Source organism: Petrocella sp. FN5 (genome assembly GCF_029210395.1).
Taxonomy (GTDB): domain Bacteria; phylum Bacillota; class Clostridia; order Lachnospirales; family Vallitaleaceae; genus Petrocella.
In genome coordinates, this window is record NZ_JARGDP010000003.1 from 41279 (window position 1) to 67073 (window position 25795).

35 protein-coding genes are annotated in these 25795 nt (G+C 36.2%); all 35 read right to left on the minus strand.

The window, feature by feature from the left end:
- Nucleotides 1-57: 57 nt before the first annotated feature.
- The 35 genes from P0N36_RS01635 to P0N36_RS01805 all read right to left on the minus strand — a co-directional run bounded on the left by P0N36_RS01635 (nt 58) and on the right by P0N36_RS01805 (nt 25762).
- Nucleotides 58-444 (minus strand): prepilin-type N-terminal cleavage/methylation domain-containing protein, encoded by a 387-nt coding sequence (locus P0N36_RS01635; RefSeq protein WP_275841010.1) that lies wholly within the window; start codon nt 442-444, stop codon nt 58-60.
- Between the two features lie 22 nt (nt 445-466).
- Nucleotides 467-1012, minus strand: a complete 546-nt coding sequence (locus P0N36_RS01640; RefSeq protein WP_275841011.1) for a PglD-related sugar-binding protein — start codon at nt 1010-1012, stop codon at nt 467-469.
- 156 nt (nt 1013-1168) lie between these two features.
- Nucleotides 1169-1735, minus strand: coding sequence for a winged helix-turn-helix transcriptional regulator (locus P0N36_RS01645; RefSeq protein ID WP_275841013.1), 567 nt, complete (start codon nt 1733-1735; stop codon nt 1169-1171).
- A 210-nt stretch (nt 1736-1945) separates the two neighbouring features.
- Nucleotides 1946-2419 carry a helix-turn-helix domain-containing protein gene (locus P0N36_RS01650; protein ID WP_275841014.1) on the minus strand — a complete coding sequence of 158 codons (474 nt, stop codon included), beginning with the start codon at nt 2417-2419 and terminating at the stop codon, nt 1946-1948.
- Nucleotides 2412-3443, minus strand: a complete 1032-nt coding sequence (locus P0N36_RS01655; protein WP_275841015.1) for a hypothetical protein — start codon at nt 3441-3443, stop codon at nt 2412-2414. Before P0N36_RS01655 ends, P0N36_RS01650 begins: the two co-directional genes overlap by 8 nt.
- Nucleotides 3418-3585: a hypothetical protein gene (locus tag P0N36_RS01660; protein ID WP_275841017.1), complete on the minus strand. Its 168-nt coding sequence runs from the start codon at nt 3583-3585 to the stop codon at nt 3418-3420. The genes P0N36_RS01655 and P0N36_RS01660 overlap by 26 nt, the downstream gene beginning before the upstream one ends.
- Nucleotides 3586-3594: 9 nt before the next feature.
- Nucleotides 3595-5418 (minus strand): VirB4 family type IV secretion system protein, encoded by a 1824-nt coding sequence (locus P0N36_RS01665; RefSeq protein ID WP_275841018.1) that lies wholly within the window; start codon nt 5416-5418, stop codon nt 3595-3597.
- Nucleotides 5419-5442: 24 nt separating this feature from the next.
- Nucleotides 5443-6096 (minus strand): hypothetical protein, encoded by a 654-nt coding sequence (locus tag P0N36_RS01670; RefSeq protein ID WP_275841019.1) that lies wholly within the window; start codon nt 6094-6096, stop codon nt 5443-5445.
- Between the two features lie 16 nt (nt 6097-6112).
- Nucleotides 6113-7342 carry a C40 family peptidase gene (locus P0N36_RS01675; RefSeq protein WP_275841020.1) on the minus strand — a complete coding sequence of 410 codons (1230 nt, stop codon included), beginning with the start codon at nt 7340-7342 and terminating at the stop codon, nt 6113-6115.
- Nucleotides 7343-7347: 5 nt separating this feature from the next.
- Nucleotides 7348-9393, minus strand: coding sequence for a hypothetical protein (locus P0N36_RS01680; RefSeq protein ID WP_275841021.1), 2046 nt, complete (start codon nt 9391-9393; stop codon nt 7348-7350).
- A gap of 67 nt (nt 9394-9460) precedes the next feature.
- Nucleotides 9461-10048 (minus strand): hypothetical protein, encoded by a 588-nt coding sequence (locus P0N36_RS01685; RefSeq protein ID WP_275841023.1) that lies wholly within the window; start codon nt 10046-10048, stop codon nt 9461-9463.
- A gap of 13 nt (nt 10049-10061) precedes the next feature.
- Nucleotides 10062-10388, minus strand: coding sequence for a PadR family transcriptional regulator (locus tag P0N36_RS01690; protein ID WP_275841024.1), 327 nt, complete (start codon nt 10386-10388; stop codon nt 10062-10064).
- 106 nt (nt 10389-10494) lie between these two features.
- Entirely contained in the window at nt 10495-11016 is a 522-nt protein-coding gene (locus P0N36_RS01695) for a hypothetical protein (protein ID WP_275841026.1), read from the minus strand.
- Nucleotides 11013-11405 (minus strand): DUF4320 family protein, encoded by a 393-nt coding sequence (locus P0N36_RS01700; protein WP_275841027.1) that lies wholly within the window; start codon nt 11403-11405, stop codon nt 11013-11015. Before P0N36_RS01700 ends, P0N36_RS01695 begins: the two co-directional genes overlap by 4 nt.
- A 15-nt stretch (nt 11406-11420) precedes the next feature.
- Nucleotides 11421-12293 carry a secretion protein F gene (locus P0N36_RS01705; RefSeq protein WP_275841030.1) on the minus strand — a complete coding sequence of 291 codons (873 nt, stop codon included), beginning with the start codon at nt 12291-12293 and terminating at the stop codon, nt 11421-11423.
- Nucleotides 12294-12307: 14 nt separating this feature from the next.
- Nucleotides 12308-13237, minus strand: a complete 930-nt coding sequence (locus tag P0N36_RS01710; RefSeq protein WP_275841032.1) for a type II secretion system F family protein — start codon at nt 13235-13237, stop codon at nt 12308-12310.
- Entirely contained in the window at nt 13230-14573 is a 1344-nt protein-coding gene (locus tag P0N36_RS01715) for a CpaF/VirB11 family protein (protein ID WP_275841034.1), read from the minus strand. Before P0N36_RS01715 ends, P0N36_RS01710 begins: the two co-directional genes overlap by 8 nt.
- The gene (locus P0N36_RS01720; RefSeq protein ID WP_275841036.1) at nt 14574-15398 is read right to left on the minus strand and encodes an AAA family ATPase; all 825 of its coding nucleotides are present in this window, start codon (nt 15396-15398) and stop codon (nt 14574-14576) included.
- Entirely contained in the window at nt 15382-16230 is an 849-nt protein-coding gene (gene cpaB, locus P0N36_RS01725; RefSeq protein ID WP_275841038.1) for a Flp pilus assembly protein CpaB, read from the minus strand. Before cpaB ends, P0N36_RS01720 begins: the two co-directional genes overlap by 17 nt.
- 27 nt (nt 16231-16257) lie before the next feature.
- A complete protein-coding gene (locus P0N36_RS01730; RefSeq protein WP_275841039.1) occupies nt 16258-16671 on the minus strand; it encodes a prepilin peptidase in 414 nt (137 codons plus the stop codon).
- A gap of 2 nt (nt 16672-16673) precedes the next feature.
- The gene (locus tag P0N36_RS01735; RefSeq protein ID WP_275841040.1) at nt 16674-16997 is read right to left on the minus strand and encodes a hypothetical protein; all 324 of its coding nucleotides are present in this window, start codon (nt 16995-16997) and stop codon (nt 16674-16676) included.
- 11 nt (nt 16998-17008) lie between these two features.
- Complete coding sequence (locus P0N36_RS01740) at nt 17009-17218, minus strand: mercury transporter (RefSeq protein WP_275841042.1); 210 nt, start codon at nt 17216-17218, stop codon at nt 17009-17011.
- A gap of 15 nt (nt 17219-17233) precedes the next feature.
- Nucleotides 17234-18073, minus strand: a complete 840-nt coding sequence (locus P0N36_RS01745; RefSeq protein ID WP_275841043.1) for a conjugal transfer protein TrbL family protein — start codon at nt 18071-18073, stop codon at nt 17234-17236.
- 77 nt (nt 18074-18150) lie between these two features.
- Nucleotides 18151-18396, minus strand: a complete 246-nt coding sequence (locus P0N36_RS01750) for a DUF6133 family protein (protein ID WP_275841045.1) — start codon at nt 18394-18396, stop codon at nt 18151-18153.
- Between the two features lie 58 nt (nt 18397-18454).
- Nucleotides 18455-18802 carry an Mbov_0395 family pilin-like conjugal transfer protein gene (locus tag P0N36_RS01755; RefSeq protein WP_275841047.1) on the minus strand — a complete coding sequence of 116 codons (348 nt, stop codon included), beginning with the start codon at nt 18800-18802 and terminating at the stop codon, nt 18455-18457.
- Nucleotides 18792-20861 (minus strand): VirD4-like conjugal transfer protein, CD1115 family, encoded by a 2070-nt coding sequence (locus P0N36_RS01760; protein WP_275841049.1) that lies wholly within the window; start codon nt 20859-20861, stop codon nt 18792-18794. The genes P0N36_RS01755 and P0N36_RS01760 overlap by 11 nt, the downstream gene beginning before the upstream one ends.
- Nucleotides 20862-20874: 13 nt before the next feature.
- Complete coding sequence (locus tag P0N36_RS01765; protein ID WP_275841050.1) at nt 20875-21324, minus strand: hypothetical protein; 450 nt, start codon at nt 21322-21324, stop codon at nt 20875-20877.
- A 16-nt stretch (nt 21325-21340) separates the two neighbouring features.
- Nucleotides 21341-22297 carry a relaxase/mobilization nuclease domain-containing protein gene (locus tag P0N36_RS01770; RefSeq protein WP_275841051.1) on the minus strand — a complete coding sequence of 319 codons (957 nt, stop codon included), beginning with the start codon at nt 22295-22297 and terminating at the stop codon, nt 21341-21343.
- 5 nt (nt 22298-22302) lie between these two features.
- Nucleotides 22303-22659 carry a hypothetical protein gene (locus tag P0N36_RS01775; RefSeq protein ID WP_275841052.1) on the minus strand — a complete coding sequence of 119 codons (357 nt, stop codon included), beginning with the start codon at nt 22657-22659 and terminating at the stop codon, nt 22303-22305.
- Nucleotides 22660-22665: 6 nt separating this feature from the next.
- Nucleotides 22666-22974, minus strand: a complete 309-nt coding sequence (locus P0N36_RS01780) for a MobC family plasmid mobilization relaxosome protein (RefSeq protein WP_275841053.1) — start codon at nt 22972-22974, stop codon at nt 22666-22668.
- A gap of 167 nt (nt 22975-23141) precedes the next feature.
- Nucleotides 23142-23555, minus strand: coding sequence for a DUF6075 family protein (locus P0N36_RS01785; protein WP_275841054.1), 414 nt, complete (start codon nt 23553-23555; stop codon nt 23142-23144).
- A gap of 13 nt (nt 23556-23568) precedes the next feature.
- Nucleotides 23569-24531 carry a DUF3991 and toprim domain-containing protein gene (locus tag P0N36_RS01790; RefSeq protein WP_275841055.1) on the minus strand — a complete coding sequence of 321 codons (963 nt, stop codon included), beginning with the start codon at nt 24529-24531 and terminating at the stop codon, nt 23569-23571.
- 3 nt (nt 24532-24534) lie between these two features.
- A complete protein-coding gene (locus tag P0N36_RS01795; RefSeq protein WP_275841056.1) occupies nt 24535-24792 on the minus strand; it encodes a hypothetical protein in 258 nt (85 codons plus the stop codon).
- A 12-nt stretch (nt 24793-24804) separates the two neighbouring features.
- Nucleotides 24805-25512, minus strand: a complete 708-nt coding sequence (locus P0N36_RS01800; protein ID WP_275841057.1) for a JAB domain-containing protein — start codon at nt 25510-25512, stop codon at nt 24805-24807.
- Nucleotide 25513: 1 nt separating this feature from the next.
- Nucleotides 25514-25762: a hypothetical protein gene (locus P0N36_RS01805; RefSeq protein WP_275841058.1), complete on the minus strand. Its 249-nt coding sequence runs from the start codon at nt 25760-25762 to the stop codon at nt 25514-25516.
- Nucleotides 25763-25795: the final 33 nt, after the last annotated feature.

Genomic DNA, 25795 nt, shown 5'->3' on the forward strand with positions numbered 1-25795 from the left:
AAAAAGATTCGAATCCTTATATTATGCTACATATTGTGTTTGAGAGAATAGGACTCACTATATATATGGGATTTCTTCTGTCTCATCATCCGAGGATTCTTTACCAGAATGTTTTCCACATTTTATAGTTCCATTCTTATAAGAAATCGTTCCATTAGATGGACAAATTTGTCCATAACTTTCTTCATACTCGAGCCTAAAATAACTTAAGATATTTTCAGAATGGTCTTTTTCATTTTTTTCTAAATAGATTTCATAATACTTTTCAAACTGCACTATGTTTAAATTACAAACAGACCTTCTTGTAGTCTCTACATATTTACTAATGTTAGGAATTGCAATTGCTAAAATAATTGCTAAAATGGCAATAACAATAATTAACTCTATTAACGAAAATCCATCTTTGCTTCTTATACCAATTGATATGTCACTTTTATTACGCATAATCTAACCATTAAATTTCTACTTAAAATCCTTTTGATTTTATGAAATCTTCCGAAGAAGGCAAATCATCTTTGGTAATAATTGTCCCACTCTCAATTTTACTATTTCCTAAGACGAGACAATGTGATTTCACAATAGCCCCACAATCAACATGGGTACCAAACCCAATAAAACTATCATGATCTATGATAGAACCAGCACTTATAATACAACCTTTTTCAACAACCACATTTGCATTTATTATTGCGCCTAAAGTAACGATTGATCCTGGATATATTGATGTTGAAGAACTAACCATTGCTTTAGGATGTATTAGTACAGGTATGTTAAAACCAAGTTCTTCTGCTTTTTTAATCCATTGCATTCTTATCTTATTATTGCCAATAGCAATAAATGCATATCTATATTCTTTAGAAAAGCTTTCAATTTCATTTAGTTTTCCAATAGCTTTTTCTAACTGATCATCTAAAAATTCAATATTATCAAAGATCTCCATAGCCTCAGCGGTCTCCTTGACAACGTGACCATGGCCTCCGGCACCTAGTATTAACAAATTCTTTTTCATCATGAAAACCTCACAGTTTTTCACTCTATCCTTTTAGACATAGCTTCGCCCATTCACAGTCACGCTGCTAACTCAAGCTCACTATGTCCTCTAATTATTTATATAGGGCCGAAACACCTAATTAATAACTTCGATTTTTTAAGTATCAATTCAAACCATTTATAATTTCTCAGCTAAATTTACAATGTTCAAATTATCAACAATTTCATATTCCTTCAAGATTTCCTCATTTACAGTCATGTGTACTAATACTGGAGACTTAAAATTCTTTATTTCATTTCTATTTTTTTTGTTAAGGACATTAACACTCGCTTGGTTCTGCTTAGAATTAAATTCAGTTACCGCAATACCCATTATTTCTGCCATTTCATCTTCACCTAACAAAACAAAAATAGCATCGTGTTCCTGATCTAATGCTTGAAAAATAGTTTTGATCTTTTCTTTAGTTTCAAAAATTGCTCTATAATGTCCTTTTAGGTAACTCACTGTTTTTTTTGCTTTTTCCATCATACCTATTGGCGTTAACATATAAAACACTTGTTTTTGAGACACCTGGGTCATTTTTATTAAACCTTCTTTTATCATTTTATTAACAAGTACATTAACCGTGCTTACAGAAATACCAAGTTTTTTTGAAAGTTCACGTTGAGTAACATTTTCATTTTCAACGATTTCTGACATTATGGTATATTCATTGTCTGAAAAAATACTCTTACTATCTGCCAATTTAATCTCCTCTTTCAAACTACTCAAACTAAAAATGTATAATAGAATACCACAGTTCGCGTTCCGAACACCATAAGTAGTATAACTTTTTTTGAGTGTTTCTGTCAACCCAATTCACTCATTTAATTTAAAAAGTTTTAAGTATATTAGCATCCTGCTTTAAATATTAAACTTTATTTTTCAATATCCCTTAATAATAGAGTGTTAAGTTCAAGGTATGCCATCGTGACAGGGGGACCGTGACACATATTCTTCTAGTAGTTCTTTAAAGCCTACTGTTGGTAAATCTATACTGATTGAAGCCTGATATGAATCGTTAATATTCAAATTAGACTCCGCATTTGAAACATCACTATCATTATTATCTTCCTCCCTCTGATCCTCAACTGGCTGTGTATCATCTTGCTCATCTTCTAATACTTTCAGATAATAAAGGTTAGAGCGCTGACCCCCTTGTACGTGAAAGCGACTTTCACGCACAAGAAAACCTGCTTCTTCAAGATCATTCAATGCTCTTTGCACAGTCCTGGTACTGATATTGCACTCCTTAGCGATTGTTTTAACCCCAGGAAAGCAAGTCCCCTCGCTGTCAGCACGATTTATCAGATAAAAAGCAACTAGTGTGGCTCTTTGAGTTAATTCTAAAGAGTAAACTCTTTCTATTAAAAGACTTTTGCTATTCATACTTGACCTCCGATTTTTTTATAAATGGTTTAATAGCTGTTGACCATATGACTTCATTTACTTCCCCATTAAAATAATTAGGTGTGTAATTTGAAAAATGAATGTCTTTGTGAAGCTTTAGATACTTGTGCTGATCTGGCTCTGCAATAAAAGAAAATATTGTGTTAAGTGATGTTGTATCTAACAGGTTCTTATGTTTTTCAATATCATTCACTTCATAGGGTTTACCTGTTGCACAAAGAATTGCAGCATCACAGTTTTTTCTAATAGCGCTGATAATTCTATTATCAATCACCCCCATGTCATAAATGATGAAATCAAATTCATCATGACACTCAGAATGGAGCGAAAGGTATTTCACGCCATTGTATAAGATGACATCCTCGTTCGCTGTCATCCCCTGATAAAATGCCGGTAGTTTACTTAAATGATCATGCTCGTTTGCTTCTACATAACAAACCTTTGCACCGATACTTGATAGGTAATTGACAAAATTAATTGCCATGGTAGTTGTACCAACTCTGTGTTGAACCCCCGTGACAGCTATCTTTATTTCTTTTTTTGAGAATTTATATGCATGTAATGTTGTATTAAAAGAGGAATCATTTGGATTAAGTTTTAACATAACCTCTCTTTTACTTATTCCTAAATCACTTATGGATTTAAGGAGTTCTGCTTTTATGGCTTCAATATCTGTAGCTGTAACAATATTAAAAATTCCATTTTCAATAAGATTAAGGGCTAGATCATGATGCTTTTTCATATCCTCGATATAAAATATCAATCTTGATGTGAACATTTTTTTATAAGCACTCACAGCTTCCATAATGTCACTATTTGAATCCTTAATGGCATTAAGATCAATAACCATATACTGAAAGTGATCAAGGCTTCTAAGGTCGTTGAGAATAAACTGTCTAAGTGAAAAGGTACCAGATAATTTCTTAATGATGATGCCATGCTCATCATTAAGAAAATCCAGCAAATTTACGTTGTCATTACTCGATAGGTATAAAAGCATCATTTACACCTCCTTCCTGCTCAATATGAAAGTCTTTTGGCAGTACGATATCCACTTCCTTTGGTTCATACATAAAAAGCATGACAATGCCAATACCAACGATAACAATATATATCATAAGTTCTATAACAAGTTTCTTCTTCAAAATAATTGCCTACCTTCCTCCGGAATTTCCCATGAATTTGAATTTATAGTCAGGTATCTGAAAATTGACATGGAGTCTTTTTGATCCAACCATAACCAGTGCATTTCCTCTTTTCTTTTGAGCTAAAAGCTGTTCTTCGGCATCTGTAAGATTAAAAAGTTGTTTTGTTTCAATTAAATTCATGCCATCACAGCCCATCAATATCTTATACGCTGGGATATCTAATAAAGCTTGTCCATACATTTTCACTTTAGGATCAAGAAAATCAACGACTGAATGAGAGATGATGGCTATTCCTGCTTCATACTTTCTTGCTCTTTTTTCAACATTTCTTAAGAATACCAATGACTGTGGCACATTAGGGTCAATCATAAGATAGCTTTCATCACAGATCAAGAGCACTGGTTCTGTTCTATCCAAGCTCATTTGTTGCCAGCACCATGTAAGGATATTGAAGTACTGAGTTCTTTTAATATTGTCACTGGTATTTTGAAGATCATGGGTATCTAAACAAATACATCTTGTATTGGTCTCGATTGAACTTTTTCCATTCCATAAAAAAGCGTCACTACCAAGAGCAATATCTTGAAGCAGTAACGCCAGTTCTTCATATTCATTTTGTTCATTTGGTGATATCGATTTATCCTTTATCTTTTCTTTCAAAAGCTCATATAAATCAAGAAACACCGGAAAGTCATCATTAGTTAACTTATTGATATCTGTATCCCAATGGATGCCAAAGTTATTATAGAGCTCAATCAGTGTATTTTTAAGAATAGCTTTTTGCTTATCTGAAATTGACGGTAAATAGAGACTAAAGAAGATTTCAAGATTTTTCATATATATGGCCATATCGCCCATACCATTGCCTTCATCCTTATAATATTTATCATCTTCATCCACTGGTGTAGGTCTGATTTGAAGTGGATTAATCTTACCGTTGGTTCCTCCACCTGCATTGATCCAATCGCCATCAAGCGCCATACATAACTCTCTCATTTCTCTTTCTGGATCAATGAAGATAATTTTTGTTCCTTTCATATACTCTGAAAGAGCAATGTGCTTAACGACGGTGCTCTTGCCCACACCAGCCACGCCCATAATGGTAAAGTTTGTATTGGTTCTGTCATTGCCCCTTTTCCATGGATCAAGTACAACCAGACCACCTGTGTTATCTCTTCCAAAATAGTAACCCGTACCGTCATTGTAACCAGAAGATGAAAAAGGAAAACCCCCGACAAAACTGCTCATCGGAATAACTCTTTTAAGGACTTCTCCAATGGATTCATCGAGGGTATAATATGGGGCAATGCTTTTAAATGCATGTTCTTGTAGGTTAGCCATAATTCTTAATTTTGCTTTACTTGTTGCTATGATGCTTTCTGTCTTTCTACAAATCTTTTGAAAGTTATTTTCTTCCCTTGCTATGGCCATGATGGATATAATCATGGTTCCAACGGTTTCACCTTCTCTGTCAATTTGTAGCATGATCTTTTCCCCATCAAGTGCTGCTTGCTCTGCTCTTTGTCTAATCAGTGGATCTTTAGCTGATTCAGCAGCACCTCTGTTTTGAATCACACTTTTTGATAATCCTGAAATAAATTCTCCATTATCAATCGGAATAAATGTAATGCCGACAACTGTTCCAGGTATATTTGTAATTTTTGCTAGCCATCCATAATCCACCTTTTGTGGGTACTTGACGATTCCATAAATTCTCCCTGTGTTTTCACCTACAATCAGGCTGTTTCTTTTAAGTTCTAAGCCTATTGGAGTGATGATGTTTAATAGACTGTTATTGTACTCCAAGGTACTTTCATTTGTTTTTTTCACGTATTTGCCTCCCTTAAGTTTAATTTAGATGTCCATATTTTCTATATGGGTATATGCTGGGTTATTAATGAGATTGCATAACCTGACGATTTCCTGTTCTTTGATAATATCTAAGCTGATATTTACACTTTCAAACTTCTGAATCATTTCCTTACACTCTTTAATCAAATCTGATTCTATGCCTTCTCGATATCGACTCCACAGCATGATAAAAAAGTTTCTTTCTATAACTTCACCACTGGTAGCAAAATTACTGATTTCCATGATTTCATTTCTAAGAAGCTCTTTTTGTTTTTGATCTGTCGTTTCTGATAAGAGACTTTGATATTCATTCACCAGTGGTGTTATATCTACAGGTCTTGAGACAGCTAAAAACTTAAAGGGTTTCTGAACACTAGATAATTCAGCTGTTAAAACCTTTGAAATCTGTTCTTTTTCACTGTCTGAGAACAAATCTATGCTAATGGGATGAATCTTAATATAGGCGATAATTTGCCCATCTCTCGTGTATAAGAAACTGTCATGAATATCTTTCACATTGACAAATTCTTGGGCTGTTTTTTGTTTTTCTGATATTTGATTCGTCTTTGATTGAATGGGTCTTTTTAAAAAGAAAAAGGCTACTGCTCCTGCAATAGCACATAATACAATCATAACAATTGGTAATACTGGATTCATGTTTGACCTCCCTGATTTAATTGATTAGCACTGCCGGTCTTCTAAATATATGAAGACCAATACTTTCTGCTGTTGCTATTGAAACGTTATTAGCACCTGCTGAACAATGGACAACCAATATTTGTCCGTCAGCATTTCTGCCTACGACGATACCGATGTGATTGACCTTTCTTGTTCCTGGTGTTGCAAGAAAAGCTAGATCACCTAACCTTGCTGTACTGGCAGGAATACTGGTCGATACATTCCACTGTGCTGTTGTGCCATGGCCTATGGTTGACTCAATGGACTCAGCAGCCAATCCTGCATTCACGAATACCCAAGTTACAAAGCCTGAACAATCAAGACCAAAGGGACGTATTGTGCCAGTCGATGAGCTTCCCGGAGAAGTTACTTCCATATCTCTTCCAAAACGCTCATCCCATCCCATGGCAAGGCTTTTTCCACCCCAGAAATAATTCACTTTCCCTACTAGACTCTCTGCTGCTTCAACAACTTTCTCACTTTCAATGGTTATACCTTCAGGGATATAACTTTGTATGTCTTTAATTTCTTGCCCAGTTAAAAACGTTTTGACATTGCTTGATGCCATCAGTACACCATAACCACTTTGCCGCATTTCAGCAATCATCTGATTCTGCACATCATCAAATCCATATATTTCACCGATATCTTCTGCTGTCAAACTGTCAATGGTAATAATTTTCGTCGTTGTCGTAACTATTTTTGTCTTGGTAACTTTCTCTCCCTTGCCATTGGTTGTCGTGACTTCAACTTCTTTTGATGAAGTCTCATAAGCAGTGTTAATTACATTCATATCCCAGTAGACCTTTTTAAGCTTTTCGACTTGCTTATCAGATAGGACAGCAATCTGCTCAGCATCATCCTTTGTCCCATTGTATTTCACAGCGAAAGCAATCAATACATCTTCTGAATTATCAATGAGTGTGCCATCTTCACTTCCCATTACTATGGTTTTAATGGCATCAGCAGAAGAATCTGATTGCTCCTGCTGAATGCTATATCTAAAATCTTCTTTCATTTCATTCAAGACGCTAATAACAGAAACTGTTTCGTCATGACCACCAAGTATTGAAAAGAAGATAGCAAATGGTGAGGATAAAACGAGTAGAATGATAATAAAAGGAACAAGGCAGGCAATCAAAATGATTCGCCTGCCCTTTTCATCTGACAAAACTGTTGTAGCAACCTTTGCTACTACCTTTAGTGTTGCTGGATCTATTGCCATGTCAATTACTCACTCCTTTTGGGACCAATGTGCCAATCCATATATAAATCACCATCAATGGTCACATTGTCATTTAAATTAATTCTAAGCATGCCATCAGGGGTCCACATATCTATGATTTCTGAATAGACACTATACCTTCCATCAGGAAACCATAATGGTGTGAAATGTACTCTGCTATTAAATGTTGAATACTTATTTTCCTTGAAGGCAAATTCACCATATCCCCTTGTATCCAGTAACCTCCAGTAAGTGTCATAATGAAATTCAGGGAAATAGGTAATGACATTTTGAGCATTGGTAACGTGAGAACTTGGGGCATTGGTTGTTGGAAAAGTTGAAACATTAATATTAACACCATAGCCTGATTTCATAACCGCTCCGTCTGCGGTTGGAGATTTTTCATCTGGTTCCAATGACATCGTTCCTGTGAGACTGGCACTATAGTTTGTATAGTCATATTCCCAATGTCCTTCATCTACCCAATGGCCATTGTCAACCCATTCACCTTCATCTACCCAGCGGTATCTTCTGTGGCCTGGACAATAATCGTCATCTCCATCACCATCAGTATCTCTACATCCACCAGAATGATGATGGGTATAGTAATCTTTCTGCCAATCAGATTCCCATTCCCATTTTGGATGCCATACCCATTTAGGAATCCAGTTACAATCATACACGCCCCAGTTCGCAGTAGTTTTCTCTGCTTTTACCGGAATACTTGGTAAGGTAAAATGATCATTTCGGTCATTGGCTGTTGGATTTGGTGGTTCGCTCAAGCTTAAATCTACAACTTTACCTATTAAGGTAGCACTACGACTTGTTCCATCAATTTTTGCTGCACTGTTTCCACTAACATTTACTTGAATTGTTACGTCACCAGGCGTATTTGGAGTATGCCATTTGAGCCAAACCAGTTCTGAACCGCCACTAGGAATAACGACCTCAGTACTCTTTGAATAGCCATTTGCACTGATGGTTACAGTGGCTGTATTTTTAACTGGATTGTTGTAGGCAGCTTCACTTTCATGACGGTTATCGGGCGTTATGTCATCACTTGCGTAAACTCGAACTGACGTAATAACATCTGTGTCAACACGATACTCATAGTCATACTCTGTATCATTTTCAACGACATTGACCGCATTCGCCTTTAATAGGCGCATACCCCAACCACCGCCTGCTATGATACGATCTAAATCCCAATACACATTATCAGGAAGTGCTGACGTTACCGGATAACCAAACCAACTTTCCTCTAAGAAAATAGAATTGGGCAAATCAGAATGGGTCATTCCCGATATATATTGTCCGTCAGATCCACCCCTAAAATTAAAATACCCTAGCTTTTGAGCTAAGGCATATTCTGTGGCGGTAAAGGCTAATGTGGTTGTTCGGTCTTTTAGATATGAAATAATCACAGGTTCGTAAACAATCAGCCATGGTACTTTGTTCTGATATTTATCATTGACTTTGATAGGCAATATTTCTTCTGCTGGATAACGTTTTGTTTCACCTTCAATGGTAAAACTAATGTTTTCAACTAGACCTTCTCTTGAAGTTCCTTTTTGGGATGCAAAGGCATCAATAAAGTAATTTAATGTTGCTGTATCACCAAAGTAGGACTTAATAGCATTAATATTTCCACCATGGGTAATAGGAATTGGCGGAGGGCTATCTATAAGAATTTTAGGATTATTGTTTGATGTTAATGCATTCCCATTTTGATAGCCTACTTTACTTTCAATACCATAAAATACACTTGATGGCATTGAAAAGTTTGATGGTTTTACATAGATAGGTCTTGAGCTTAACATCCTCCAATCTGAGCTTAAACTTGTATTCTTATCAGCTTGATCTGACAATCCAACATACACAGATACCTTATACATATATTCACTGCCACGGTAAAAACCTTTACCCTCTAGTGCGTTACTGGTATCACCAGAACCTGTATCAGCATTATCATCGGCATATGCGGCTATCGAACTAATGAGTAGTGCTATAACAAGTAATGTTCCTAGTGTACTTTTATATCTTTTCATCATATTCATTCCTCCAAAAAAAGACAGTCCCCCATATTCTAAGAGACTGTCTCAAATAATTTATTTTCATTTAAAATTTATCCCCTGTGCCAGGAACATAATCACTTAATTCAGATCCATCAATTTCTTCAGCATTAACTGCATTAGCAGGATTAGCAAATGGATTTTCAGATGGTGGTACTAAATTGCTTTCGTACTCTTCCTCTACTACCGGCTCTGGTTCTGTTGATTCTTGAGGTTTACTCACTTCAACAACCTCTTCCGTTTCAACAACTAAATCTTCTTCATCGTACTCTGGTACATTTTCCATATCTTCTAAATCGTCATTAGTTTCTGGTTTATCCTTTGGTACTTCTAGTTCTGGTTTTTCTGGTGGTTCGGGCATTGGCTTTTCAATAGAAACAACTTCTTCGTTATCTTCTATTACCACTGTTTCTGTATCCTGAATTTTAGGAACTTCAACAATGGGCTTAACTTCTTCATATACTTCAATTTCTTCTACAACAGGCATGTTATCCTGATTTTCTGATGATAAATTATCCTTAGTAACTTCTCCTGTATTTAGCTTTGAAAAAATCAAAGCTCCAAATATTACTGCAACTATGATTAAAGATGTTCCTGTAACCAATGTTATTTGTTTTGAATTCATTTTTTTCATATCCACGACCTCCTTAGGTTTCGTTTATAATCAACTTTACTTCTTCTAGTTTTTCTTTGAGCATATCAACTTCATGTTGAAGGATTTTCTCCCCTTCTTCTGTCAATTGATAGGTCTTCTTGTTTCTCTCTTGGCTGGTTTCTTCAACCTGTTCTATGAGCTTATGGTCCACTAACTTTTTTAGTGTGGGGTACATGGTTCCAGTCCTTACCTCAAGTCTACCTTTTGTGATATTTAGTATATCTCTTGTCAGCTCGTAACCACTCATCGACTCCTTAGATAGTGCCAATAAGATATAAAAGCTTGGTTCATTCAGATTTATAGAAGATTTATTATTCATGTTCATCAACTCCAATAACAATATGTACAACATGTACAATCTATACATGTTCTATATATTCATATTATAATCAAAGATTTTATTTGTCTATACTTCACTTATTTTTTTAGAACTTAGGACTATACCCTGCATTGACTTTAAGTCGAATCTCCATTGGCGGTAAATGCTCCCATCCAAAGGATAAAGGTACAAGAAGTGTCACCCAGGCTTCTGCTTCAAATCCGTTGTTACTATCACTGGTTGCAAAAGGTGCATTATTAATCTGAATATCCAAATCATACAAGCGATATTCCAAATACCCACCTGAATATTTATTGCCACCAATCAGTCCCAGTTTATCACTTAATTTCATGAGCACTGCACCTGAATCAACTCGCTCGTCCCATCTATCCATCTCATCTAGCTGATAACCACCAGAATAGCCTTCTCTTAAACCATTGTAGACTTCATCATAGTTTTCAGTCGCTACAGCAATAACAGAGGATTGCAGGGCATCTCTGACACCACTTGCTATGATTTGTAATCTTAAGTATTCGCTTGCAACTGTAAAGAGAAGTATCAGACATAAAATAATGACAATGGCAAAGATCGCTGCACTGCCTTGTTTATCTTTTATGATTTTTATCACTTGTGATATACCTCCGATCTACCTGTTGCCTTAGCGGTCAGGGTTATCGGAAAAGACCCAAATTCAAAAAAGCCAATATCTACAGGTAAAGTTAAGACAAGGCTAAACTCTTCATTGAGATCAATACTCCCTGATGTAGACCAATTTACTGCTGGATCAATCCCTAGACTTGCCCTGAGTTCATTTTTTTTAGCCGTGGTTTCTGAACCAATGCGCCCTTCAATCTCTGCCACTCTTGCAAGCTCATTAGCAAATGTGTTTAAATCGCTCTTTACTACAAAAACAGGATAGACCTTAACTGCCATAGCAATGACCATCATAGCTATAAGGACAACCACCACAACATCAATATACCCTTCTCCCCGTTTTGATTTTAAAATTTCTATCATCTACATCACCTCTTTCTAAAATAGTTTCCCAAGGGTTTCAATAATCTCAACAAACATAACCGATAGATACATCATCAAAAAGCAAAAGAGCATGGCAAATGAATATTTTCTTATCTTTGCCGGCCTTTTCATGGCGATTGTCTTTAATCGCTGTAGCTCTAGCTGTTTCAAATCATGGGATAGCATTTGAAAATAAACAACGCCATCATCCCCTCTAAGTACACCAATAAGCCCACGAATCATTTCAGACAGCGATGGGCTGTTGAGCCTTGCTTCCATTCTTGTAAGGGCTGATTCATAGCTGCCTGATTTCATATCTGCCACGGTAATCTCTAGCTCATTTTTAAAACTCTTGCCTGCATTTTGCTTATAGGTTTCTAGGATATTCAGCACATTTCGATTGGCTTTTAATTCCTGGGACAAGGTTGAAACAAAACGTGGCAATTCAAACTCAATATCTTCCCTTCTTTTTCTGACCGCTTCATCAGCACTTCGGATTTCTTTGAAATAAACTGCTACTGCTAAAAACAATACGACCGGAAATACCATGGGGAAAATGAATAAAGCAGGGATTATAAAAAGTAACATCATCCCTGCCTTTAGCCAAGCTCTTGCAACAAAGGTTTCTGGTGAGAGCTTTATATTTGCTGATTTTAAAGTCGCTGTAAGTCTTCGTCTGCTGTAATCTGTCATATGGACTACTTTAGATAATCTAATCGCCCATTCATTGATTAACACTTCAAGATTCTTTGATTTTTTTCTTTCCCTTTTATCTATGACATGAACCGCTTTAACAGCTCGTCCTGAAGGCAATTTTAATAGGTCCTTCAAGATTAGATACACACCTAAAGAAAAGGATATCGAAAATAAAAGTAAAATTTGTACCATCTAATCACCCCTTTCTACCTCTTGTATTCCACAGGCTTAGATAATTTAACTACGGCTGCCAGTGAAATAAATATGACGATACCACAGACTGCCAGCACAAATTTACCGATGCCTGTAAACATCAAGGTATGGTACCAATCTTTGTTGAGCATATACATGAGTGGTATGTTGCCGATTAATAATATGGCCATGGTCACAAATTCTTTAATAGGTTCATATAGAAGATAATCAAGTTCTGCTGAGACCATTCTCATATCTGATAATTTAGATACAATGGGTGTCAGGGTACTTTTAAGATTTTTATCTTCTTGGCAATCAATGAGCGCATCCACCCATTCATGAAATACGGAGCTTTCTATTTTAGGTTTTAAACTTTCCAGTGCCATTTTTGTATTGGCATTTATAAGCTTCGTCTGTGTTAAAAAAGCATGAAACACATGCTGGACTGGTGGATTGATATAGTTGACGTTTTCTTCTATAGCCATGATAATACTCTCACTTCTTAAATAAGATGTTGTAATGATTGATATGGCTGTTTCCAGTTCACTGTTTAGTCCTTTTTTCCATTTTGTCGCTGTAAACTGGACGTACCAAAAAGGAAGTAATGAAAAACCAATGGTTAGTACTGGTACAAGGAACATATTATTTAGTGTAATGGCCCAAAAAAAGCCGATGGTCATAAACACTAAAGATAGTATGACGATCAGCATAAATAGATTCTCTTTATTGGTCATTTTTAGTACGTGTTTGGTTTCATCAATAAGCTTTTTCAATCCTTTTTTCTTTTTCTTACTGGTTAATGCTTTAATTCTTTCATTTAATGCCTGTTCCTTTTTAGCACTCTTTCTTAAAATGTCTGTTGCCATGTCAAAGGGGGAAAGTTCAAAGGTAATAAATAGACCACTCATCATGGCAATAAATGCGATAAACAATAAACTACTCATGGTCTCCACCTCCTTTAAACCCTTCTAAAAGGCTACTTGGCATACCATTTTCCAGAAGTCTTTTCTCTAAAGATAATGATATGTCATTGATCTTTTCATATTTTCCAATGATCTTAAGTTTCCCATCTACAACAGCATTGTCTATAACATTGAATTTATATAATGTCCTGATTGCTCTTGTTCCATCTTCTTTGATCTCACATTCGGTAATTTCCATGATATGCCTTGAGTTGTCTTCTAGCTTTTTTGAAAAAGCAACAATGGGAAAGGCTTCCGTTACCAGATTATAAAGGGTTCTTTCATCCATATCATAGCGCTGTTTACACAGGGTTACCATTCGATAATAGGTGGCAATACAAGAGCTGGCATGAATGGTGGTTGTCACACCATGGCCAGTCCTTGCAGATTCCTGTGCGAAAAAAGCTTCTTCCGATTTCATCTCAGCTACACAGATATAATCTGGGTTCACTGTAAGTCCTGTTTCAAGGAGTTTTACCATGGTAATATTTTGTTTTGGATCATCGCTATGTCGTGTTACGGTGTGGATAACATTATTGATAACTTTACCTTTTTCATTTTTCTTGACTAGATTAAATTCTCTTGTCCCGTTTTCAATAGTATAGAGTCTCTTGTTATCCGGTAGTGTAGAAAGAATCCAACTCATGAGAGTGGTTTTACCGCTAGACGTTGCACCTGTTATACAAAGGCTTTCACCATATCGATGTGCCAATGACAGGAAGTCTAGCATTTCTTCACTTGCCGTATTCTGTCTGATAAAATCCTCTTTCACCAGTTTCTTTGGATTAACAATACGAATGGAAACCGCAACACCTATTGCGGGATCAATAACACCTTGTCCTAAAACTGTGATTCTAATACGTTCAGATAGATGACCCACGACAATAGGCTGTGACTGGTCAAGAATCATACCGCTTTTATGAAGCAGTCTTCGGATGACATCAATGGCATGGCTTGGTGAATTAAAGGTTTCTTTTATCGGTAAAATTTCGCCATTTGAATAAGTGACCTTAATATCATTCCATCCGTTAATATTGATTTCTTCTATGTCACTACGAAAAATATACTTGGTTAGAAATGAATACTCTGCCATTTCTGAGTATAGGGTTTCTACCAACTCATCTAGGTTCATATCTTCAACCGCTAAGGAATAGTCCATCAGATACTTGGTGATGTAGGACTTCATCTGATCTTTTTGATTTTCGCTGTCATGGGATATTAAAATTGCATATTTTCCTGATATATATTCCTGCACTTCGTGAAGGATATCAGAAAATTCCCGGATATTCTTTGCTGAATCTAAAAACACACCACTCATCTACGCATCACTCCCTTTTTTGAGAAAAGCAATTTTAAGTTTCTTTTCCTTCTTCTTTTCTTTTTTCTCATGATCATCTTCACCAAAGAACAATATATCCATAAGGCTTTGAAGTTGCTTATTATATCCCTCGCTCTTTTTATCTGTTAATGTTTCAAAGAGCCTTGCTTCAAGTACTTGTCGCTCAAGTTCCTCACTATAATCCAGTTCATTCTGAATGCCCCCAAATCGATTACCAACAATATCTTTAGGCATTTCTGCTTTCACATTGGATAGTACCTTAATCTGATTTGACACATTGTATTTTCTCTCTCCCAATAAAGGTAACGAAGCGTCATAGAAACTAATGGCCTTTAAGTCTGGTGATATTAAACGAATGACTTGATCTGATAATTCAAGTGCACCTCTTGACAATAGATCATGGTGAAACTGACTGCTGCAATCCACAATAATGTGATCTGCAAGATGCTTTAACAGAATGAAAAAATCAAGGATTCTCTCTTTCCCGTAATCTGCATACGTTCGAATATTTTCTCCATGAAGATAGCTTAAAACACTTAAGTTCTTAGTATTAGGGACTGGAATGCACTTTTTCAAAATACTTTCTTGAGAAATCTGAATCGAAGACAACAATGCTCCCAATGACTGATCCTTTGTCTCTGTGAATGGAAGCACGGTATGAATAGCCGGTGCAAATGGGTCTGCCATGACCAATATGACACTTTTATTTTTTTTAATCAGTTCATTTGCAATCTTAATGCTCAAAGTGGTTTTCCCACTATTGGGATTGCCCCATATGGCAATAATTTTATTGTTCTTCATCATCACTTACCTCCACTTCTTCCTCAATTTCTTGACTATTTTCTTGTGTCTCATCTTGATTTATAGCATCCGTTTCATTTTTCTCAGCTTTTGCTTCATCTTCACTTTCAGACAAAATCAACTTCTGTTCGTCCAAGAACTTATCTGCATTTTCCTTTTCACCACGATACACAAAGACTATGTGAATTTTACCCTTAGCTTCCATCTCAGCAAGAAGTTTTGCCTGCTTATCACTTACCTTTAATGTCACTGTGGCTGGCAATTCTTTGTCTTTTTCTATTGCCTCTTGATCTATTTCATATTCATCTGTGTCAAGACCTGTTCCGGCTGTCACTGCGAGTACTTCTACATATTGAAGCTCCGCAGGACTTACTGTTTCTCTCATATCTCCAAAGTCAGAAACCATGACCGTAACAATATCTCCCGGTTCTAATTTTCCAGACATGCCAGCAGCGAAGCTTTTAATACTGACAGATATAGCTCGTTCACTACCATCAAAGTCTGTTAAATACTCATAATTTGCAAGGGGTTTACTTGAAATCTTAGAATTCAAAATATAATCACCTGCGTGAAGTTCTGTTAAGGCATAATTACCAACGATGTTTTCTTCCTGACGTAAAACTGTATCCGGCAAATTATATCCACCAATTTCAACTGTTTCTATCATTTTTGACGTTATCAGGTCACCCTTTTGAATATTCTCTGTTATTCTTGCAACCGATACTTTCTCAGAAATCACCTGATTGAATAAGGGGGTCAATCCAAAGCAAATAATAAGAGATAGCACGATACTGGCTATCCCTAGAACGGTCCTGTTTCTTAATATTTTTTTCATTGCTTGTATTCCTCCTGATCTTTTCTTTTATTTAATTACAAAATAGGCTATTATACAGCCTGCTCCTAGATGTGGGCCAAGTGGTATATTTTTAGTCACCTTTTTATTTCCAATCACGCTATAAGCGAAATGAATGATAAGCGCAAGCATTAGCCCCAAAACACTAGCCACATATCCAACTTGTAAGCCTAAGTAAAAGCCACAAGCACCCATGAGCTTAATATCACCACCACCTATGCTGTTTTCTTTAAGAAGTGCCATAATAAAATAAGGCAATGGAACAAGGATCAACCCTAATACTGCTGATACGGGTTCCATATCAATCAATCCAATAAGAATAATTAGCATAGGTATATGATCCGGTATTGTTCTTGTCCTAAGATCAATCATGGAAGCATAAGTTAATAGCATGATGAAGGTTAGCATTTGAAAAACTCCCATAGCTACCTCCATTCATCTTGATATTTGTAAGGATAATATTTTTGTGAATTGGCAAAGCGAACCATAAAGCCCACCTGATCCACTACCGAAATATTAGTATGGTCTTTTGTCAACATCATGACACTGCCTGCAATTGCCACAAGAATGGTGACAATGCTCACCACCATATTCTTAAAAATCAGGTAATACATAATATCAAGAATGCCAACGACTATGGTCACCATAATGGTTTTAAATAATTCTTCTTTACCGAACCCATCAAAAATCTCAACCCTTGTTTTCAATCCTTGGGGAATATACAAGGGATTCTTTTTTCTTTCTTCCATACGCACCTCCATCACATGTAATAACTCATGACTAAATCTTTAATCTGCCATATGCTTTCTGCTAAGATATAAAAGATTACTGTATTTTTCATTCTTTTCTTATAGCTGCTACTTTGTTCTTCATCAATTCCTATATGAATAAAGCAGTGAACGACTCTTAAAACTGCTCCTACACGAATTAAAAGGATGAAGGCATCAGCCATTTCTTTTAATAGATCCACTGCCTCACCATCCTTCTATTTTTTAAATACCGCTTTTCCCATTTGATAGATTCGAGCAGTTGAGTAAACCCTATTCATCATGCCACCGCCATCATTTCCACTTGAAACAATCAAGAATTCCTGCAAGAACTTTGGTGTCCTTAAGGCTAATAAAAGAGCTGCTAGCCCCCAAAACACATGAGCATTGAGCATTAATGAAACGCCCAGTTTCGCTAGTACAATCTGCACCAGAACAGCTGTTGTACTTTGAAAGAACTTTTGTATATAGGTTCTAAAGACTCCATTGTCTTGATCCATTAAACCCACACAAGCTAAAGGTAAACCTATTCTAAGAATTAGAATTTCAAGTCCTCTTGTGAGAAACTGTATATACAGCATAAAGAAGCAGATAAAAAAGATGATGGACACAATACCCGTGAAAATGCCTGCGCTCGTAATACCGGTAATAATGGTACTGAAGTCCGTTGCCATATCATTAGAGACCGTGGTAATTAGTTCATTGCTTAAGTCTTCAACAATTTCTGCCAACCAGCCATATAGTGTTGGAAAACTAATGGCGATGGCAAGTGACTTGAAAAACCCTGTAAGGAGCATAATAGGTTCAACCTCTGCATCACCTTCTGTCCATAAAATGTATCTCTCAAAACCTTTCTTTAAAAATTTTAAGACAATAAGAGAAACACCAAATGAAAAGAAAATATCAAATATGCCACTTATACCACTGGTTCCAAGAAGTGTATCCATATAGTCTTCTGCATGAAGGGCAATGGGAACAAGGCCATCTAAGAGTGTATTTACATATGCCAAACAGCCAGTTAATATGGCTCCGATTAATAGCATAATGACGTATTCCATTAATGTGCACCTCCTTCTCTGATAAAGTTTACAGGGGCAAAAAAGCCCCTGCTACTTTCGACTTCACTTTGATGAGATTAACGTACCGATACACTGCCAGTAAAATTAAACATGTCCTGGATACGTTGTCTCAAAGTAGGAAGAATCACATCACCGAAAAGAGCGTACAAACCCGCTAATAGCAATGCCCCGACAACAATTGAGATCAAAATTTTCACGGCCGAATCTACCATTCCTTCACCGCTATTTCCCGCAAGAACAGCTCTTCCTTTAACCATTACTTTTACCATTTCCATTTGTGCTTTGTTCATTAACTTTCTCATTTCATTACCTCCATAAGTTTAAATTTGTTTTTTATTTTTAATCGGGACTTTCCCATGATTAAACGTAGTAACCAATAATCAGATTAAGTGTTGCAGAAGCTAGAACTGCTCCTATAACAGAAACAATTACCGTAACAATACGGTTGTTCCACTTTTTCTGATCGATTTCATCTGCTGCGCTTCTTCTAATAAAGAAATAAATAATCAGTAAAACACCGACAATAGGCGCTAGAACCATCAGCCATGTTGTTACATCTTGAATCAATTTTTCAGTGCCTTTGACAATTTGACTGTCCTTAACCGTATCCGCCATAACTGGAACCGTTGACATCGTCATTACGACCAGCGTTCCTAAGATCGTCTTTATAAGACTTCCTGCTTTCATTTTTAGTGGTTTAAGTTTCACCTTGTTCACCGCCTTTCATATTTCGCATATAAACAAAATTCGATTTTTCTTCTTGGGTGTAATACTCCCAAATGTTCCATGTATCAATGGCATTAGAAGATTTTCTTACGTTACGTTTTTTTTCTCTTTTTTCACGCACCTTTCTGTTGTGTTCTTTGTCTCCAAGTCCAAAGAGGGTATTAAAAAACCACTCCGATAGATCTGGCAATTGCATCATTGCCGGGTGATTTCTCGAAGTGATTAATGTATAAGGTCTATTGATTCGTCTGATCTCATCCACCGTTAATAAGGCTCGGTGGGTCAGATTAACGCTATGGGAACTGGATGGATTAGAATATTTACCATGAGATGAACTTAAAGAATAAGTGGATACGGTATAGTTCCCCAGCTTCTTTGATATTTCATCCAAAGTTCCCAAATCATCTGCCTGAAGATAAAGCCAGGTTTCACAGTTGGATTTAATAGTGCCAGCGACTTCTTTACCATATTTCTCATCCAACTGCATAAAGCTTTGTAGGAATAAATTAAACCTTATACCCCTTCCACCACCAACCGTAAGTTTATTGGCGAAGTCAGGAATCTTCACAAAGTTACCAAATTCCTCAAGCATGAAGTTTACACGTCTTTTTAATCGTCCACCTCTTTCATCTGCATTTTTAACCAGTTGCATATAGCATTGATTAACAAAAAGACTGGCTAAACTATAATAGGTTGTCTTTTCATCAGGAAGAACAATAAACAGTACTTGCTTGTCTGTTCCCATTTTTCTTAAATCAAAATCACTGGCTTCTGACATAGAATGAATGAGTGGATTTGTAAATAACCTTAATGTTGTAAGTGCTGAAGTATAAAATGAGCCTCTGGTTTTACTTGGAGCAACTTCACTTATGGCCAGTAAGGCTTTTGCAGGATGATGTGCCGGCATGTTCTTCATGTATTTGATAATAGGCATTGCCCCATCCACCACTTTGCACATCTCACTGATGAAGAAATAGACATTGCTCATGTTCTGATATCTTCTGTCTTTACCATTACGATTGTCATAAACGACTGCCATAATAGCACTGGCAATAATGCTGGCTTCACCGTTGGTCCATATTTTTTCATTATGACTATTCTCCGGTACAAGGGCAGCTGTTAAATCCCATGTGACATCGACTGCTTTTGAAATATCATTTTCATCAATGGCATCAATGACTGGCTGTAAGAAGTTATACCGGTCACTCTTTAGGGGATTTTTAAAGTCAATGCAAATAACCTCATAACCAAGAGCTTCAAAATACGGATAGGTATAAGTGAAGATTTCACCTTTTGGGTCACTTATAACTAAGCTTTCAGCAGAAAGTCCAAGCAGTCCGACCGATTGGAGCACCACTGACCTTGTTTTCCCTGATCGTGTTGCACCAATACAGAGACTATGGGTATCCTCATCAATATAGAATATCTTTTCAGTATCAGCCTCTTTATGAAAGCCAACAACGATACCACCTTGGTTTAGCTTGGGTAACGAATATACCTGCGTATCGGTTTCTGGCAAGTCTTTTTCATTTGACTTTTCATGACTTCTTTCCGATAGCCTTTGAAGGGATTCTCCTTGGGATAAGCTTTTTTCTTTTGGACTGTTTTCTTTTTCTTCATCCTGCCTGGTCCTTTCCATTAATATTTTTAATTCGTTTTTTCTAAGCTTTATAGATTTAAAGCCTTTGTTCTTTTCTTCTTCTGTGAGCCATCTAGCTGAACCAAATTGCATTTGTCCTGCTCTAACCGGCGTTGCTATATCAGGAGTAATTGCTTCTAAATCTGATTGATAAGGTTTCATATTTGCCAGATAGAAGTAAATGGAGCACAGAAGGATAAAGCCTTGTAAATAGAAAAATAGCGACAAATGTTGACCACTTGCCGCCATACTTTCAAAACATGATTTTATTGGAATAAAGGTGAGCACCTTCATTTTTCCTGACAATAAAAAATGTAGGTTCGTGGAAAAATAAATATTTATCCATAAACCTACAAGAAATATTAGCGCTGATATCATCAGCTTCAGTTGTTTATACTTCATCTTTCACATCACCTCACAGTTCTATCCCGTCATCAGCAACCATTTCAAGATCTTCTAGCTTCTCATGGCGTAGAATCTCTGGCACAAGCAATTCAATTTTTTCAAGAATCGAACCGATAGCTTTTTCATCCTTATAATTCAAGTTACCATTAAGCCCCACATAGTTCACTAGGCTTGAATGGATTAATTTTAAGTCCGTTTCACCAAACATCCGATTGGCATTAATGAGTCCTGATCGTTTAGCAAAATCCTCTTTTGCACCTTCAAGACTTGTAAAATAATGCCCTAATGTAACGGAGTTACCATCATAGGTATATCGCCAAGTCACAAATTCAAAGCCATCCTGCATTTTACCCATAGCTAAAACATGTCCATCATGTTCTAAAATTTTACGATAGCCCTCTCTTAATCCATCTGCCTTCAATGGTTTTAGTTGATTGTAGAATTCCATTAATTTTGTCATTCAATCGTCCACCTTTCTACATACTATTTTCACTTTCTTTGTCCCAGTTAAGACCTTTGCCCTTCTTTGATTCTTCGATTTTTTCTTTGAGTGCCTCACCTTCCAGTGTTGATAAAGGATAGTTCTTGCCGGTATCTAATGGAGTATCCATTTTAACAAGTTGAACTGCCGATAAAAGCATTTCCATTTTACCTTGAGAAAGTTTAGCATCCATCCTTTGACTGTTTAATTCAAAAGCTTTTAACAGTGCTTCCTTGGTAAAATGCTCTGGAGGATACAGCTTTCTGTTTCTGCATTTTTTGCCCTCACCATTTGTAAAAGTAATATATTTTCTAGTATCACTCCAATCCACTTGATAGTCTAATGCCTTCATATTAGATATGAATTCCTCTTTACTTCTAGCAATCCATTTCACTTTTTTCACTGCTAAAAAGAGTTCATATTTCCAACTATGACCTTTTTCTTTAGAACGGTATTCACCCCGATTCACATGACTGCCTGATTTGCCCTGGGTAATAATCAATCCGTATTTTTTGCAAATTTCATCAGAATAATCTTTCATCATTTGGAGCTGCTCCGCACTTTGTTTCCACTTTATGCCTGTTTTCTTATTGACAGTGTTTACAACAAAATGGGTGTGAAGATGATCTCTGTCTGTATGGACTGCATAAGCAATTTGAAAACCTTTAAAGATTTCCATTTGAACCAGCTCATCAGCAATCTTTTTTACAATTTCAGGTGTCACCTTATCATAGGGTGCAAAGCTCTGAGTAAAATGAATAAATTGTCTGCCTTTAAATTTACTGAATTCTGACTTCACCATAGAAAAATCGTTATATGCCGTATTAACGTCACAGTTATGACCGCCTTTAAGATTTTCTTCTGTTTTCGCTGGATTGATAATATATTTTAAGACTCTGTTAAGCGCTGATAAGGTGTTGTTTTTCCCGTTAATAAATTCAATAACAGCCATAAGCGCTACATCTCATCTAATTCATGATCTAATTCATTGCTTAAATCCTTTAAATCCTCAATCATCTTCTGACTGAATTCAGATTTAACACCTACAGCCTCATATAGATTGGATAGTGCTTTAATCATCTTTTCAGGATTCTCTTCAAAAAGTTTTGATTTCCTGATGTCTTGAGATATTAAAAAGTCTTGTCCTTCAGCATATTGTCCCTTAATTACAACATCCACTGCATAAGAACTTTCAGTAATGCCTATGGTGGTATACTTTCCATCTGTCGGTAATTGATTAAAATAATCAGCAGCTTCCTTAAGATCATCCATCCATTTGCAGCCATGTCCAAACCGATAAATATGATAATTCATTTGTCATCACCTCTTCCCTTTCACTAATTTGCATAACTCATCCCATAAACCGGTGAATGCTTCTCTTGTCTTCGTTAGATTAACCTCCTTGATTTTTCCTTGATGGGCTAATACGGTCAACTGGTTTAAGTTGTTACCGATTTTAGATAATTGATGATTCATCTCTTTAATGTCATCAAAAAAAATAATCTCCTTGTCCAGTGCGGATAGGGAGACATATCTGCTGATGCTTAAATTTGCTTTTTTCGCTTTACCTACAATCTTTTGATATTCTTTTTCTGTAACTCTTAAGTTGATTCGCCTTGATTTATTCATAGCATCACCTACCTTTATGAGAATCAACTGAGGGTTTGGGAGCAACGCTCCCAAGAATTAAAAGGGTATGGGAAACTCCCATCAAGCACAATGTCATACATTGTGGAAGCTTGCCCTCATGAAAGCAGAGCTTTCCTATTCGGTCTTTGGGCTATTGAAAATAAAAGTCAGATAAACTCAATCTCCATCTCTTCATCCAATTCCCTAGAAATTTGCTTTTCAATATTCCCATTAAATCGCATATCGATTCCACCTTTGGCAACTAGATAATTCTTACGATCCAGATTACAAAACAAATCTCTTGGAGTTGTGTACTCATCTTCATAACCGTTAAAAAGATTATATGCAAGTCTAACCAAGGCCTTACTACTAGAACACAAGTCCAGTTCTCCATTTGTTAGAATTTCTGGATTAATTTCATGATTCTTAAAGTTATAGATATGTCGAAACTTTGTAAATAAATCTTCGTTCCCTCCAATGATATAAAAAAGTGACATCCTCTCTAAATCACTTGGATGGGTTCGGTCTTTTAAAATCATATTTTGAAAATTATAAGCATGATCTTCATTTAAAAAATACATTTGCTGCCTCCTTTCAAAGCTCCATTTCTTCTTCAATATCCCTTTCTGTTTCATACCTTACTTCTGGCTCTCTTGCTCGACTTTCCTGTAGATTGCTTTTTATGGTTAGTAGATCCTCATTAAAATCCTTACCTATTGGACTATGCCTTAAAAGCTTATAGTTCTCATGATATTTCTCATTAAACTGCTGGCAAGCAAAATGCCCTGCTTCGTCATTGTCGAGGCAGAGCATAATTCTATTAATCTCTGGATGCAGCTTTAAGTAATATTCTAATGCTCGATCGGCTACACCTCCAAGTGAAATCATATGATGTTCAAAAGAATCAATCCCATGATACTGGAGCAAAGTTAAATAACTCATTAGATCAATCGGGGATTCATAGACACATACCGTTGCGCTGCATCCCTCATACAAAAAGGGGAATGCCTTATCAGAGTTTTTTACATCTCCCCGATAGGAATTCCCCCTCGTATTGGTACTGCGTACACTGGCGTACTTGGCTTCATGGTTTTCATCATAGCCTACAAAGACACAGCTCCTATGAGTATTTTCAAATAACTTGTCTTGACTGATAAAATCGTAAACAACTTCTTTATCAATACCTCTTGATTGTATGAGATAGGCAATGACATGTTTATAGGTATCATTCTTATCCGGCAATACAAATGATCCTTTTTCGTCAACAATCGGTTTAGGTCTTGGTGTAAAATTACTTTTTTCTGTACCAAGAAGTGTATAAACTGCATCTACCCAGTTCTTGCCTTCCATTTCCATAACAAATTGAATAGGACCACCGCCTGCATCTTTAGAAAACCAATTCCATTTTGCACCGGTAGCATCGATATAAAGTCCACCATAATCTTTGACTTTATAAGAATCACCCACCTTCTTTAGATTAAGCCCTAATTGTTCAGCATAGGCAATGAGATTGATGCTGTTCGCTTCACTAATTTCTGCTTCTGTAAATCGTTTCAAAGCTTAACACCCCTCATCCATATCACCAAAGTTTATTGTTTCGATATCTCCGTCAAAGGTTTGAATCACTCGTTTTAATATACCAATTTTCTCATGTTCTTCAATGGCTAGTTCAATTTGATTATGGTGTAATAAAAAGGCTTTAATGCCATAATCTAAAATATAACCTTTAATCTTTTCCTTTGTTTCGCCTGTTGCACCAAGAATCCACGTAATATTTTCAGCGTTATTTTCTCGAATTTGTTCTGTTCTATTATTCATCAAATATCCCTCCTACAATTCCATCTCTTCATCCACTGAAATATATTCAACCTGCTCTTCTTCAGCTACTGATAATTTAATAGGTTCGTAATTTGCAACATCCATTTTATTACTTGGCAACACATCATTTTCAGCCATAGAGCTGAAGCTATATCCACCTACAATAATGTGATCAATTACATTGATATCTAACGGCTTAAAGATATCAACGATACGTTGTGTTAAAGCTACATCTTCTTTAGAAGCCCTTAAGCTACCACCGGGATGATTATGTGAAAGAATGATGCTACTACAATCATTTGCAAGTGCCATTTTAAGAATATCTCTTGGGTATACAACTGCCATATTAGTAGTGCCTTGCGACACAGTTCTAAGCTCAATGATGCTATTGCTGTTATCTAAAAAGGCAACTAAGAACCTTTCCTTGTCTTTAACACCACCAAGTAGTGATGCAAAGTATTTCCCTGAATCACTAGGTGATTTAAAAGTGATTTTCTCATTTTCTTGATCCAGCTTGAGCACATTGTAAGAGGCAATGAATTCATTTAGCTTATTGATTTTTTCAAGCTGTCTGTCATTAGGATCAACAACACCTGGATGTTCTAAGATATTAAATGGATTATTTTCCTTTGCATAACTTTTTAATTTACTCATTGGAATACCAGTCAGTTTATTTAAGCTTTGAAAGAAGCTATCTGAGTATTTTGTTTTAGTTGCCATATCACTGTCCCCCTTCCAATGTTTCTAACGATTTTGCCTTAGCTTCAATTACTTCTCTAAGTGCTTTAATTCTGTCTTTTTCAACTTCTTCAACATCCAAAGCATCAATGCTTGTAAAGAATGTCTGAATACCTAATTTTTCTACCGCTTTTGTCACTTTCTTTTCTGAGTTTTCCGAGAGCTCCAACACCTCACACATCAGCTCAATGACATTTTCTTGTTTGACATTTTGAATCATTTGTCTAGTCATTAAATTCAACTCCTTCCATTTAAAAAGCAGGGG